Genomic DNA, 13,228 nt, shown 5'->3' with positions numbered 1-13,228 from the left:
AAATTACTCCGGCAGAATCCGCACGGCACCCTTGTCCGCACTCGCCGCAAAGGCCGCATAGGCCTTCAGCGCCGTCGTGACATTGCGCTTGCGGGGTGCTTCCGGCTTCCAGCCCTTTTCTTCCTGCTCGGCCCGGCGCGAGGCCAGTTCCGCGTCGGAAACCTTCAGGTTGATCGTGCGGTTCGGAATGTCGATCTCGATCATGTCACCCTGACGCACGAGGCCGATGGCGCCGCCCTGCGCCGCTTCCGGCGAGGCGTGACCGATGGAGAGGCCTGACGTGCCACCAGAGAAGCGACCGTCGGTGATCAGCGCGCAGGCTTTGCCGAGGCCCTTGGATTTCAGATAGCTGGTCGGATAGAGCATTTCCTGCATGCCCGGCCCGCCCTTCGGGCCTTCATAACGGATGACGACGACGTCGCCCGCCCTGACCTCGTTGCCGAGAATGCCCTTCACCGCCGCATCCTGGCTTTCGTAAACGACCGCCGGACCGGTGAATTTCAGGATGGATTCGTCAACGCCCGCCGTCTTTACGATGCAGCCGTCGAGCGCGATGTTGCCGTAGAGCACGGCGAGACCGCCATCCTTGGAGAAAGGCTTTTCGACCGAGCGGATGACGCCATTGTCGCTGTCCGTATCCAGATCGTCCCAGCGGGAGGACTGGCTGAAGGCAACCTGCGTCGGCACGCCGCCGGGCGCTGCCTTGAAGAATTCGCGCACCGTCTCGCTGTTGGTGCGGGTAATGTCCCAGCGGTCGATGGCATCGCCCAGCGTCGCTTCGTGAACCGTATAGGTATCACGGTTGATGAGACCGCCGCGCTCCAGCTCACCGAGAATACGCATGATGCCGCCGGCGCGGTGAACGTCTTCCATGTGCACGTCCTGCTTGGCGGGCGCGACCTTGGAAAGGCACGGAACCTTGCGGGAAAGACGGTCGATGTCTTCCATGCCGAAATCGACGCCGCCTTCATGGGCGGCCGCCAGAATATGCAGAACCGTATTGGTGGAGCCGCCCATGGCGATATCCAGCGACATGGCGTTCTCAAACGCCGCCTTGTTGGCGATGGTGCGCGGCAGGACGGTTTCGTCCTCCTGTTCGTAGTAACGGCGCGCCAGATCGACGATCAGGTGACCGGCCTCGACGAACAGGCGCTTGCGATCCGAATGGGTGGCGAGCGTCGAACCGTTGCCTGGCAGGGACAAGCCCAGCGCCTCGGTCAGACAGTTCATCGAGTTGGCGGTGAACATGCCGGAGCAGGAACCGCAGGTCGGGCAGGCGGAACGTTCGATGACCTTGACGTCCTCATCGGAAATCTTGTCGTCGGCGGCAGCCACCATGGCGTCGACCAGATCGAGCGCCACTGTCTTGCCGTGCAGAACGACCTTGCCCGCTTCCATCGGGCCGCCGGACACGAAGACGGCGGGGATGTTGAGGCGCATCGCCGCATTCAGCATGCCGGGGGTGATCTTGTCGCAGTTGGAAATGCACACCATCGCATCGGCGCAATGGGCATTGACCATATACTCCACCGAGTCAGCGATGATCTCGCGCGAGGGCAGCGAATAGAGCATGCCGTCATGGCCCATGGCGATGCCGTCATCGACCGCGATGGTGTTGAATTCCTTGGCGACACCGCCCGCCGCCTCGATTTCGCGGGCGACGAGCTGGCCGAGATCCTTCAGATGCACATGGCCCGGCACGAACTGCGTGAAGGAATTGACGACAGCAATGATCGGCTTGCCGAAATCGCTGTCCTTCATACCGGTGGCGCGCCAAAGGCCGCGTGCGCCCGCCATGTTGCGGCCGTGGGTTGTCGTTCTGGAGCGATAGGCTGGCATGGTGTTTTCCTCGATCTCTTGGGCAAAGACGCGTCTTCCGCAGCGCGGTCAAAACGGCCTCTGTCCTAATTTGCGGTTTTTCTAGCGCAAACCGCGAGCCCTGTCACTGTCACCTTGCGGCAAAACAGTACGGTTCGGTACGGTACGCTTTTTCTTCAGCGTGCTATCGGGCCGCGCCTTTCATCACAAATGCGCGATTTCCGCCGCTCCACCGTTGTTTTTCCGCAGATCGCTGAAACATAACTGTGCAGCGGCCGTATTGGCTATCATAGTCGATTTATCGCCGATGCACCCGGCTTTTGTGGAGGTTCCAATGCCCGCCTATCGTCCGCCCCTCATCTCGGCAAATGAAATCACGCCGAAGAATATTTACCTGTCCAGACGTGGATTCCTCGGCACGGCGGCGGGGCTGGCGGCAATCGGGCTGGCCGGGCGCGAGGCTGTTGCCGCGCCGCTTTCCGCAAAACCCGGCGGCTACAAGCTGGATGAGAAGCTCACCCCACTCGACGCCGTCACCAGCTATAATAATTTCTACGAATTCGGCGTCGGAAAATCCGACCCGAAGGAAAATTCCGGCAAGTTCAAGCCCACCCCCTGGACGGTGAAGGTTGATGGCCTCGTCTCCAAACCGCAGGAATTCGGCATCGAAGACCTGATGAAATATCCTCTCGAAGAGCGCACTTACCGCATGCGCTGTGTCGAGGGCTGGTCGATGGTCATTCCGTGGATCGGCTTCCCGCTCGCCACCCTTCTCGACAAGGTGGAGCCGCTTGGCAGCGCGAAATATGTCGCTTTCGAAACCGTGGTACGGCCAGACGAAATGCCTGGGCAAAGCGGCCTCTTCCAGCCCCTCTCCTGGCCCTATGTCGAAGGGCTTCGCCTCGATGAAGCCCGCCACCCGCTCACCATTCTCGCCGTCGGCCTTTATGGAGAGACCCTGCCGAACCAGAATGGCGCACCGATCCGCCTCGTCGTACCGTGGAAATACGGCTTCAAGGGCATCAAATCCATCGTGCGTATTTCGCTTGTCGAGAAACAGCCGGAAACGACGTGGAAAAATTCCAACGCCCGCGAATATGGCTTCTACTCCAACGTCAACCCAAATGTGGACCACCCGCGCTGGAGCCAGGCGACAGAACAGCGTATCGGCGAAGGCGGCTTTTTCGGCACACAGAACCGCCCGACCCTGATGTTCAACGGTTACGACGAGGTGGCAAGCCTCTATGCCGGCATGGACCTGAAAGCGAATTACTGACCATGGCCTTAGCGCTGCCTCTTCCCTCGCTGCCGAAACGTTACCGGCCGGCAGCCATCTGGGCGCTGTATATCGCCGGCCTCTGTCCCGGCGTCTGGTATTTCTATCTCGCCGCAACCGGCGGCCTCGGCTTCAATCCGGTCAAGGAATTCGAGCACCTGCTCGGCATCTGGGCGCTGCGGTTCCTGTGCCTCGGACTGCTGGTGACGCCGCTGCGCGATCTGTTCAACATCAACCTCATCGCCTATCGCCGGGCGCTGGGCCTTACCGCCTTTTATTACGTTCTGGCGCATTTCACGGTCTATCTGGTTCTGGATCGTGGGTTGATCCTCAGCTCCATCGCCGGTGATATCCTGAAGCGGCCCTATATCATGCTGGGCATGGCCGGGCTGGTGATGCTCACGCCGCTGGCGCTCACTTCCAACCGCTGGTCGATCCGCAAGCTGGGCAGCCGCTGGAACACGCTGCACAAGCTCGTTTATCTCGTCCTCATCGTCGGCGTGCTGCATTTCGTGCTGGCGCGAAAATCGATCACGCTGGAGCCGGTGTTTTATATCACGACGATGGTGGTGCTGTTGGGGTATCGGCTGGCGCGGCCGACGATCATGGCTCGGAAACGCAGCAGGAAGGCCGCTGGCAGGCCCGTGCATCAATAGTCCAAAATTTAAGGCCGCTCATGGCGAATGGAGTTGCGTGGGGCCTGCCCCCCCTCTGCCCTGCCGGGCATCTCCCCCTCAAGGGGGGAGATCGGCAAGACGCTCTACCCCCAGTTCATCCGTGACGGTTGAGATACTAGAGACTTTGCGGCGTATCGATCTCCCCCCTTGAGGGGGAGATGCCCGGCAGGACAGAGGGGAGTCAGCCGCACGCACCGCCCTCAATGCAAAAAAACCGCAAAACGCAAAAAAGCCGGGCGATCTCTCGCCCGGCTTTTTAACTCATGACGCCGGAAAGGCGTCAGATATTATGCAGCTTCGGCAGCAGCAGCTTCAGCGGCAACACGAGCCTTGTCGGCTGCGCCCTTGGCGTCAACGTCGCGCTCGACGAATTCAACGACGGCGAGAGCGGCATTGTCGCCCTGGCGGAAGCCGGCCTTCATGATACGCAGGTAGCCGCCATTGCGGGTTGCGTAACGCGAAGCGATCGCGTCGAACAGCTTGCGAACGGCGTCCTGATCCTTGATCTGCGAGATCGCCTGACGACGAGCGTGCAGGTCGCCGCGCTTGCCCAGCGTCACGAGACGCTCGACGATCGGACGGATTTCCTTCGCTTTCGGAAGGGTGGTGACGATCTGCTCATGGGTGATGAGCGAAGCAGCCATGTTGGCAAACATTGCCTTGCGGTGGCTGGCGGTTCTATTGAGCTTGCGGCCTGAATTACCGTGGCGCATTGCTATTCTCCTTCTACGCAGGTTCCTTCTCTAAGGCCTGCCGTTTCCTGGCACATGCAGATGACTTATCTGCTGTTTGACGGGGAAAGGCAGTCTTTAAAGGGTCTGCCTTTTTGATTGTTAGTACTGGTCTTCGTAACGCTTTGCGAGATCTTCGATGTTCTCTGGCGGCCATGCCGGCACTTCCATGCCGAGGTGCAGACCCATGGAAGCGAGAACTTCCTTGATTTCGTTCAGCGACTTGCGACCGAAGTTCGGCGTGCGAAGCATTTCGGCCTCGGTCTTCTGGATCAGGTCGCCGATGTAAACGATGTTGTCGTTCTTCAGGCAGTTTGCCGAACGAACGGACAGTTCGAGCTCGTCGACCTTCTTGAGAAGCGCCGGGTTGAACGCGAGTTCGGTAACCGATTCTTCTTCTGCTTCCTTCTGCGGCTCGTCGAAGTTGACGAAGACGCCGAGCTGGTCCTGAAGAATGCGAGCGGCGAAGGCTACGGCGTCTTCGCCGGAAACCGAACCGTTGGTCTCGATCGTCATGATCAGCTTGTCATAGTCGAGAACCTGGCCTTCACGGGTGTTTTCCACCTTGTAGGACACTTTCTTGACCGGAGAATAGAGGCTGTCCACCGGAATGAGGCCAATCGGGGCATCTTCCGCGCGGTTGCGCTCAGCCGGTACGTAACCCTTGCCGTTGTTGACGGTGAATTCCATGCGGATTTCAGCGCCATCGTCCAGCGTGCAGATCACGTGGTCGGGGTTCAGGATCTCGATGTCGCCAACCGTCTGGATGTCACCAGCGGTCACGGCGCCCGGACCCTGCTTGCGCACGACCATGCGCTTGGAATCATCGCCGTCCATCTTGATGGCGATTTCCTTGATGTTGAGCACGATATCCGTCACATCTTCCCGAACGCCGGGGATGGAGGAGAATTCGTGCAGGACACCGTCGATCTGCACGGCCGTCACAGCGGCGCCACGCAGAGAAGACAACAGAACGCGACGCAGCGCGTTGCCGAGGGTAAGACCGAAACCACGCTCCAGCGGCTCGGCAACCAGCGTTGCCTTGGTGCGGCTGGACGAGGTGAACTCGACCTTGTTCGGCTTGATAAGTTCCTGCCAGTTCTTCTGAATCATCTTTAAACCTTCCGTTCGCCGCCACCATCCAATCGTGACGGACCGAGCATGAAAACACCGAGAGGAACCTAATTCAGCGGTTCATCGGTGGGTTCTTGAGCGCAAGTCCGTCGATCGAAATCGACGCGCACACGCCAGATACACGAAAATTCCGCCAGACCTGAGGAAAGGCGGAATTTCCGAACCACGGTCGCGTCAGACGCGGCGCTTCTTGCGCGGACGGCAACCGTTGTGCGGGATCGGCGTCACGTCGCGAATGGAAGTGATCATGAAACCGGCAGCCTGCAGAGCGCGAAGTGCCGATTCACGGCCGGAACCCGGACCGCAAACTTCAACTTCAAGCGACTTCATGCCGTGTTCCTGAGCCTTCTTCGCGCAATCTTCAGCAGCGATCTGGGCAGCGAACGGGGTCGACTTACGCGAACCCTTGAAGCCCTTGGCACCGGCAGACGACCAGGCGATAGCATTGCCCTGTGCGTCGGTGATGGTGATCATCGTGTTGTTGAAGGTCGAGTTGACGTGCGCGACGCCAGACGTGATATTTTTGCGTTCGCGACGACGGACGCGTGCGGCTTCCTTGGCCATTTTATACCTTTCATTGATCTCTTCACCGCCGTAACACCAGCGGCTACACCGGCGATCAGCCCTTCCGGAGCCTCACGCCAAACTCAGAAAGGCTGGCGCGGACTGCACCAGCCTCCCCTTTCCGGAGAACCGGAAAATTACTTCTTCTTACCAGCGATAGCCTTCGCCGGACCCTTGCGGGTGCGGGCGTTGGTGTGCGTGCGCTGACCGCGGACCGGAAGGCCACGACGGTGACGCAGGCCGCGGTAGCAACCGAGGTCCATCAGACGCTTGATGTTCATCGAGGTCTCACGACGCAGGTCGCCTTCGACCTGGTAGTCGCGGTCGATGGCTTCACGGATCTGAAGAACTTCAGCATCCGTCAGCTGATGAACGCGCTTTTCAGCCGGAAGGCCGACCTTGTCCATGATTTCCTGCGCGAATTTCGGACCGATCCCGTGAATGTAGGTCAGCGCAATAACAACGCGCTTCGCAGTCGGGATGTTGACGCCAGCGATACGTGCCACGTCTCTTCTCCTTGGTTCCAGTTGCCATCCGGCAAGTGGTGATTCCATTTGAGCGGCCGAAAGACCGCCAGTTCAAATTGGTGTCCGTGACAAGTCAAAACGACCGAACCCGGATCTCCCTTCCCTAAGGGAAATCCGCGCCAGTCGCTTGGGATGTCGCGAGTTGGCGCGGTGTTTAACGGAATCAGCGCAAAAAAGCAACCGGCTCCGCCAAGATTCTTTTACGATCCAAAGGATCAGCCGCCTTTCGGAAATGGAAGATGGGTAAGAACGCAACGGTTCTCACCCATGCATTCCCTCAATCAGGCAGAGGCTTTCTCGAGAACGCGCTCGATGGCCTCAGTGACAGCATCGACATCAGCCATGCCATCCAGCGTCACAAGCTCGCCCTGCTCGCTGTAATAGGCAGATAGCGGCGCGGTCTTCTCGCGATATTCCGTCAGACGCTTGCGGAAAGCTTCCGGATTGTCATCCGAACGAACTGTGCCGCCAGCCGCAATGGTCTCAGCGACGCGGTTTTCGATTCGGCGAATCAAAGCCTCCTCGTCCACCTTGAGTTCGATGACGGCGTCGAGAACCAGGTTCTTCTTGCGCATATTGTCAGCAAGCGCCTTGGCCTGCGGAACGGTGCGCGGATAACCGTCGAGAATGAAACCCTTGGCACAGTCAGGAGCTTCGATACGTTCGGAAACGATCTGATTGACGATATCGTCGGATACCAGCCCGCCGGCGTCCATGACGGCCTTGGCGCGCTTACCGATTTCGGTGCCCGCGCTGACCGCAGCGCGCAGCATGTCACCGGTGGAAAGCTGCGGGATCCCGTACTTGTCAGTCAGCCGCTTGGCCTGGGTTCCCTTGCCCGCACCCGGCGGACCCAAAAATATCAGTCTCATCGTCCCCTCTTTCCTCCACGCAACTTCGACTTCTTGATCAGGCCTTCATATTGCTGGGCAATCAGGTGACCCTGAATCTGCGCAACCGTATCCAGAGTTACACTGACGACGATCAAAAGCGAAGTACCACCAAGGGCTAATGGAATGCCCGTCCGTGCGATAAGTGTCTCAGGAAGGATACAGACGAAGACCAGATAAATCGCGCCGACCACCGTGATGCGGGTCAGGACGTAATCGATGTACTCCGCGGTGCGCTCGCCCGGACGGATGCCCGGAATGAAGCCACCATGCTTCTTGAGGTTATCTGCGGTGTCCTTCGGATTGAAGACGATCGCCGTATAGAAAAACGCGAAGAACGCGATCAGCAGGCCGTAGAGCGCCATGAACAACGGTTGTCCGTGCTGCAGCGACGCAATGATCGCGGTCGCCCAGCCCGGCAGGTTGGTGTTTCCGGCAAAACCCGCAGCCGTTGCCGGCAAAAGCAGCAGCGACGATGCGAAAATCGCGGGAATGACGCCGGCGGTGTTGAGCTTCAGCGGCAAATGCGAGGTATCGCCCTGGAACATCCGGTTGCCGACCTGACGCTTCGGATATTGGATCAACAGGCGGCGCTGCGCGCGCTCCACGAAGACGATAAGCGCGATGACGCCGATGGCAATGATGACGACCATCAGAATGAGAGGGGTCGACAGCGCGCCGGTGCGGCCAAGTTCCAGCGTGCCGGCGAGAGCCTTGGGCAGACCTGCGGCGATGCCCGCGAAGATGATCAGCGAAATACCGTTACCGATACCGCGTGAGGTGATCTGTTCGCCGAGCCACATGAGGAACATCGTGCCGCCGAGCAGCGTGATGACGGTGGAAATGCGGAAGAACATGCCCGGATCGACCACCAGGCCATTGCCGCTTTCAAGGCCGACCGCAATGCCATAGGCCTGCAGCGTGCCGAGCAGAACCGTGCCGTAGCGTGTGTACTGGTTGATGATCTTGCGGCCGGCTTCGCCTTCCTTCTTCAACGCTTCGAGCGACGGCACGACCGAGGTCATGAGCTGCACGATGATCGAAGCGGAGATGTAAGGCATGATGCCGAGGGCGAAAATCGCCATACGCTCGACTGCGCCACCCGCAAACATGTTGAAAAGACCGAGAATACCGTTGGCCTGGCCACGGAAGGCCTGCGCATAGGCTTCGGGGTTCAGGCCCGGAAGCGGAATATGGGTGCCGAGACGGTAGACGAGAAGTGCGGCAAGAGTAAACCAGAGACGCTTTTTCAGATCCTCCGCCTTAGCGAAGGTCGAAAAATTCAGGTTCGAAGCCAGTTGTTCCGCTGCTGAAGCCATAAATTTCTCCGAATGACCCTTGCCAGCCAGCAACACCGGCCAATGCGGAAAGGTCTAAAAGATACTGGTCAAAACCGGGCTTCGGACGAATGCAGCTCTTGGCCGCCATCATGCCTCACCCTGTTTTTTATGTCCTATCCCCTCCCCTACGGAAGTTCAAGAACTGTGAGGCTCTCCCTGCGGCACTTTCTGCCGCAAGCGGGGCCAAGAAAGCACACCGCGAAGAGATTGCCCTGATGCTCTATAAATCGATTTAGATCGAAAGCAACAGTGGCCAGGGAGTGCAAACGCCCGGAGCGACATGCGCACCGGGCGTCTGAAGTTTATATATTACTCGGCGGCTTCCGCTGCAACAGCGAGAAGCTTGATCGAGCCGCCAGCCTTTTCGATCTTTTCGATCGCAGGCTTGGAAGCGCCGGCAACTTCGAAAGCGACCTTTGCCTTCAGCTCGCCGTCGGCGAGAATGCGTACGCCGTCCTTGGCGCGGCGGATAACGCCAGCAGCCTTGAGAGCAGCGGCATCGATCGTTGCGGAAGCGTCAAGCTTCTTGGCGTCGATGGCGGTCTGAATGCGGCCGAGCGATACGACAACAAATTCGGAAGCGAAGATGTTGTTGAAACCGCGCTTCGGCAGACGACGGTAGATTGGCATCTGACCGCCTTCAAAGCCGTTGATGGCGACGCCCGAACGAGCCTTCTGACCCTTCACACCGCGACCACCGGTCTTGCCCTTGCCGGAACCGATACCGCGACCTACGCGGATACGATCCTTGGAGGCGCCTTCGTTGTCTCTGATTTCATTGAGTTTCATGATAGGTTACTCCGTCTCACTTCTCGTCAACGACGCGAACGAGATGCTGGACCGCACGGATCATGCCGCGAACCGCAGGAGTGTCTTCCAGGGTGCGCTGACGATGCATCTTGTTGAGACCCAGACCCACCAGCGTCTGACGCTGGATTGCCGGGCGGCGAATAGGGCTGCCGATCTGTTCGACCGTAACAGTCTTCTTGGCTTCAGTAGTCTTCTTGGCCATGATCCAGCTCCTTATTCTTCAGAAGCGTTGCCGGAAGCGGCACGGCGAGCCTGAAGGGTCGCATACTTCAGACCGCGCTGTGCAGCGATGTCCTTCGGATGAACCTGATGCTTCAGAGCGTCAAACGTAGCGCGAACCATGTTGTACGGGTTCGACGAACCGGTCGACTTCGCAACAACGTCGTGAACACCGAGCGTTTCGAAAACAGCGCGCATCGGACCACCGGCGATGATACCGGTACCGGCCTTGGCCGAACGCAGCAGAACCTTGCCTGCGCCGTGACGGCCATTGACGTCGTGATGCAGCGTGCGGCCATCGCGCAGCGGAACGAAAATCAGATCGCGCTTTGCGCTTTCCGTTGCCTTGCGGATCGCTTCCGGAACTTCACGAGCCTTGCCGTGACCGAAGCCCACGCGGCCCTTCTGGTCGCCAACGACGACGAGAGCGGCGAAACCGAAGCGACGGCCACCCTTAACAACCTTTGCAACGCGGTTGATCGCGACCAGCTTGTCGACGAATTCGCTATCGCGCTCTTCACGGTTCTGGCGGTCGTCGCGAGAACCTCTTTTTTCCTGTGCCATTGTCCTTGTCCTTTTTCTTTTACGGGTGGAACGGCAAACGAAAAGACCAGCGGCCTCGATGAAGAGATCCGCATGGTCCGGTGAAATTCCGCCCGGATCGATGCCCGGGCGGAAAAAAATCAGAAGTTCAGACCGCCTTCGCGGGCAGCTTCAGCCACGGCCTTGATACGGCCGTGATAGATGAACGCGCCACGGTCGAATACGACATCCTTGACGCCAGCCTTGACGCCACGCTCGGCAACCAGCTTGCCGACAACAGCCGCTGCTGCAACGTCGGCGCCGGTCTTGAGCGAACCGCGCAGATCAGCTTCGAGCGTGGAGGCAGACGCAAGCGTCTTGCCAGCAACGTCATCGATGATCTGGGCATAGATGTTCTTCGACGAGCGATGAACCGACAGGCGCGGACGGCCGTTGGCAACCGCCTTGATCTGGCGGCGCACACGGCTCGCGCGACGTGCAAGTGCTTCTTTCCTGCTAGCCATTTCGCGTGATCCTTACTTCTTCTTGCCTTCTTTGCGGACAATACGCTCTTCAGCGTACTTCACGCCCTTGCCCTTGTAGGGCTCCGGACCGCGGTATTCACGGATTTCCGCGGCTACCTGGCCAACCTGCTGCTTGTTGATGCCGGAAACGATGATTTCCGTCGGCTTCGGAACGGCAATGGTGATGCCGACCGGCGGCTCGTAAACAACGTCATGGCTGAAACCGAGAGCCAGCTGCAGGTTCTTGCCCTGCATGGCGGCACGGTAACCAACGCCGTTGATTTCGAGCTTGCGCTCATAGCCGTCCTTAACACCCTTGAAGATGTTCTCGATCATCGTGCGGGACATGCCCCACTTCGAACGAGCTTCCTTGGTGCCGTTAGCCGGCGTTACGGAAACGCCGTTATCTTCGAGCTTCAGCTGAATGTCGTCGTTAGCGACGAAAAACAGTTCACCCTTCGGGCCCTTAGCAGTAACCTTCTGGCCGTCGACATTGGCCGTCACACCTGCGGGAACCGGAACGGGCTTTTTACCGATACGAGACATTATTCAATCCTGTCTGTTCGTTATGGAGATCCTTGCTCGGGTCTTAGAAGACCGAGCAAAGAACCTCGCCACCAACGTTCTGTTCGCGAGCCTGGTGATCGGCCATCACGCCCTTCGGGGTCGAAAGGATGGTGATGCCGAGGCCGTTCGCGACCTGCGGAATGGACTTTACCGAGACATAAACCCGGCGGCCCGGCTTGGAAACGCGGCCGATCTCACGGATCACCGACGCACCTTCGTAGTACTTCAGCTCGATGGTGAACTCGGACTTGCCGTTTTCAAAATCGACCTTGGAATAACCGCGAATGTAGCCTTCAGACTGCAGCACGTCGAGAACGCGTGCGCGCAGGCTGGAAGCAGGCGTGCTTACCGAAGACTTACGGCGAGCAGCACCATTGCGGATGCGGGTGAGCATATCACCCAAAGGATCAGTCATGGTCATGTGCCCGTCTCCTTACCAGCTCGACTTGACAATACCCGGCACCTTGCCGGAATTGCCCAGCTCACGAAGCGCGATACGCGACATCTTGAGCTTGCGATAGAACGCGCGCGGACGGCCCGTTACTTCGCAGCGGTTGCGGATACGCGTCTTCGAGCCGTCACGCGGCAGCGAAGCGAGCTTCAGAGTGGCCTTGAACCGGTCTTCGATCGGAAGGGACTGGTTCATCACGATCGCCTTGAGAGCAGCGCGCTTGGCAGCCTGCTGGGCGACCGACTTGCGGCGGCGCTTGTTCTTTTCAACTGCGCTTGTTTTCGCCATATCGGAGTTCCTTTTCTACGCTCGTCGTTACGGTTAGTGACGGAACGGGAAGTTGAACTCTGTCAGCAGAGCCCGAGCTTCGTCGTCCGACGTCGCCGTCGTGCAAACGATGATGTCCATGCCCCACATCTGATCAACCTTATCGTAGTTGATCTCAGGGAACACAATGTGTTCCTTGATGCCCATGGCGAAGTTGCCACGGCCGTCAAAGCTCTTCGGGTTCAGGCCCCGGAAGTCGCGAACGCGCGGCAGCGCGATGTTGACCAGACGATCAAGGAATTCGTACATGCGGGCGCCACGAAGGGTAACCTTCGCACCGATCGGCATGCCTTCGCGAACCTTGAAACCAGCGATCGAGTTGCGAGCGCGGGTAACGACCGGCTTCTGGCCGGCAATCGCAGCCAGGTCACCGGCAGCGATCGTGGGCTTCTTGGAGTCGGCAGTCGCTTCGCCAACGCCCATGTTGATCACGATCTTTTCAAGCTTCGGGATCATCATGACGTTTGCGTAGGAGAACTTCTCCTGCATGGCGCCACGGATACGGGAAACGTATTCCGTCTTGAGACGCGGCTCGTACTTATCAGCCATCGATCACTTCTCCCGAACGCTTGGCCACACGGACCTTCTTGCCATCCACAACAGAGAAGCCAACGCGGGTCGGCTTGCCATCCTTGTCGACGATGGCGATGTTGGAGATGTGCAAGGATGCTTCCTTGTTGATGATGCCGGCTTCCTGAGCCTGGGTCTGGCGCTGGTGACGCTTCACCATGTTTACGCCACGCACAACGGCACGGTCTTCTTTCGGCATTACCTGGATTACTTCGCCGGTACGGCCCTTGTCCTTACCGGTCAATACGACAACCTTGTCGCCTTTACGAATTTTCTGCATC

General features: G+C 58.8%; 19 protein-coding genes. 2 read left to right on the top strand and 17 right to left on the bottom strand.

The window, feature by feature from the left end; genetic code table 11:
• Window positions 1-3: 3 nt before the first annotated feature.
• Complete coding sequence (gene ilvD / locus AGR1_RS04275; RefSeq protein ID WP_149146278.1) at window positions 4-1,839, bottom strand: dihydroxy-acid dehydratase; 1,836 nt, start codon at window positions 1,837-1,839, stop codon at window positions 4-6.
• A 313-nt stretch (window positions 1,840-2,152) separates the two neighbouring features.
• Here ilvD and msrP point away from each other — a divergent pair, with 313 nt between their 5' ends.
• Window positions 2,153-3,094 carry a protein-methionine-sulfoxide reductase catalytic subunit MsrP gene (gene msrP, locus AGR1_RS04270; RefSeq protein ID WP_080790408.1) on the top strand — a complete coding sequence of 314 codons (942 nt, stop codon included), beginning with the start codon at window positions 2,153-2,155 and terminating at the stop codon, window positions 3,092-3,094.
• A 2-nt stretch (window positions 3,095-3,096) separates the two neighbouring features.
• The gene (gene msrQ, locus AGR1_RS04265) at window positions 3,097-3,750 is read left to right on the top strand and encodes a protein-methionine-sulfoxide reductase heme-binding subunit MsrQ (protein ID WP_149146277.1); all 654 of its coding nucleotides are present in this window, start codon (window positions 3,097-3,099) and stop codon (window positions 3,748-3,750) included.
• 308 nt (window positions 3,751-4,058) lie between these two features.
• On the opposite strand, the gene rplQ is transcribed toward msrQ, so the two are convergent.
• The 16 genes from rplQ to rplX all read right to left on the bottom strand — a co-directional run bounded on the left by rplQ (window position 4,059) and on the right by rplX (window position 13,227).
• A complete protein-coding gene (rplQ, locus tag AGR1_RS04255) occupies window positions 4,059-4,484 on the bottom strand; it encodes a 50S ribosomal protein L17 (RefSeq protein WP_003495230.1) in 426 nt (141 codons plus the stop codon).
• A 120-nt stretch (window positions 4,485-4,604) separates the two neighbouring features.
• Window positions 4,605-5,615: a DNA-directed RNA polymerase subunit alpha gene (locus AGR1_RS04250; protein ID WP_003495228.1), complete on the bottom strand. Its 1,011-nt coding sequence runs from the start codon at window positions 5,613-5,615 to the stop codon at window positions 4,605-4,607.
• A gap of 195 nt (window positions 5,616-5,810) precedes the next feature.
• Window positions 5,811-6,200, bottom strand: coding sequence for a 30S ribosomal protein S11 (gene rpsK, locus AGR1_RS04245; protein ID WP_003495225.1), 390 nt, complete (start codon window positions 6,198-6,200; stop codon window positions 5,811-5,813).
• Window positions 6,201-6,337: 137 nt separating this feature from the next.
• Window positions 6,338-6,706 (bottom strand): 30S ribosomal protein S13, encoded by a 369-nt coding sequence (gene rpsM, locus AGR1_RS04240; RefSeq protein ID WP_035263425.1) that lies wholly within the window; start codon window positions 6,704-6,706, stop codon window positions 6,338-6,340.
• 302 nt (window positions 6,707-7,008) lie between these two features.
• Window positions 7,009-7,599: an adenylate kinase gene (locus tag AGR1_RS04235; RefSeq protein WP_003507790.1), complete on the bottom strand. Its 591-nt coding sequence runs from the start codon at window positions 7,597-7,599 to the stop codon at window positions 7,009-7,011.
• Window positions 7,596-8,936 (bottom strand): preprotein translocase subunit SecY, encoded by a 1,341-nt coding sequence (gene secY, locus AGR1_RS04230; RefSeq protein WP_080790404.1) that lies wholly within the window; start codon window positions 8,934-8,936, stop codon window positions 7,596-7,598. Before secY ends, AGR1_RS04235 begins: the two co-directional genes overlap by 4 nt.
• Entirely contained in the window at window positions 8,881-9,048 is a 168-nt protein-coding gene (locus tag AGR1_RS29480) for a hypothetical protein (protein ID WP_165691255.1), read from the bottom strand. Before AGR1_RS29480 ends, secY begins: the two co-directional genes overlap by 56 nt.
• A 218-nt stretch (window positions 9,049-9,266) precedes the next feature.
• A complete protein-coding gene (gene rplO / locus AGR1_RS04225; RefSeq protein ID WP_080790403.1) occupies window positions 9,267-9,746 on the bottom strand; it encodes a 50S ribosomal protein L15 in 480 nt (159 codons plus the stop codon).
• Between the two features lie 16 nt (window positions 9,747-9,762).
• Window positions 9,763-9,969 (bottom strand): 50S ribosomal protein L30, encoded by a 207-nt coding sequence (gene rpmD, locus AGR1_RS04220; RefSeq protein WP_003495212.1) that lies wholly within the window; start codon window positions 9,967-9,969, stop codon window positions 9,763-9,765.
• A gap of 11 nt (window positions 9,970-9,980) precedes the next feature.
• Window positions 9,981-10,550 (bottom strand): 30S ribosomal protein S5, encoded by a 570-nt coding sequence (gene rpsE, locus AGR1_RS04215; RefSeq protein ID WP_003495208.1) that lies wholly within the window; start codon window positions 10,548-10,550, stop codon window positions 9,981-9,983.
• A gap of 119 nt (window positions 10,551-10,669) precedes the next feature.
• Window positions 10,670-11,032 (bottom strand): 50S ribosomal protein L18, encoded by a 363-nt coding sequence (gene rplR, locus AGR1_RS04210; protein ID WP_003516127.1) that lies wholly within the window; start codon window positions 11,030-11,032, stop codon window positions 10,670-10,672.
• 12 nt (window positions 11,033-11,044) lie between these two features.
• Window positions 11,045-11,578 (bottom strand): 50S ribosomal protein L6, encoded by a 534-nt coding sequence (gene rplF / locus AGR1_RS04205; RefSeq protein ID WP_003495204.1) that lies wholly within the window; start codon window positions 11,576-11,578, stop codon window positions 11,045-11,047.
• A gap of 43 nt (window positions 11,579-11,621) precedes the next feature.
• Window positions 11,622-12,020, bottom strand: coding sequence for a 30S ribosomal protein S8 (gene rpsH, locus AGR1_RS04200; protein ID WP_004442588.1), 399 nt, complete (start codon window positions 12,018-12,020; stop codon window positions 11,622-11,624).
• 12 nt (window positions 12,021-12,032) lie between these two features.
• The gene (rpsN, locus tag AGR1_RS04195; protein ID WP_003507785.1) at window positions 12,033-12,338 is read right to left on the bottom strand and encodes a 30S ribosomal protein S14; all 306 of its coding nucleotides are present in this window, start codon (window positions 12,336-12,338) and stop codon (window positions 12,033-12,035) included.
• A 33-nt stretch (window positions 12,339-12,371) separates the two neighbouring features.
• Window positions 12,372-12,926 carry a 50S ribosomal protein L5 gene (gene rplE, locus AGR1_RS04190; protein ID WP_003495201.1) on the bottom strand — a complete coding sequence of 185 codons (555 nt, stop codon included), beginning with the start codon at window positions 12,924-12,926 and terminating at the stop codon, window positions 12,372-12,374.
• Window positions 12,919-13,227, bottom strand: a complete 309-nt coding sequence (gene rplX / locus AGR1_RS04185; RefSeq protein ID WP_003495200.1) for a 50S ribosomal protein L24 — start codon at window positions 13,225-13,227, stop codon at window positions 12,919-12,921. Before rplX ends, rplE begins: the two co-directional genes overlap by 8 nt.
• Between the last annotated feature and the right edge of the window lies 1 nt (window position 13,228).

The sequence above is a fragment of the Agrobacterium sp. B1(2019) genome (assembly GCF_008274755.1).
GTDB classification, from domain to species: domain Bacteria; phylum Pseudomonadota; class Alphaproteobacteria; order Rhizobiales; family Rhizobiaceae; genus Agrobacterium; species Agrobacterium salinitolerans.
The sequence above is the reverse complement of the archived record's forward strand: the minus strand, read 5'-3'. Positions and strand labels throughout refer to the sequence as shown.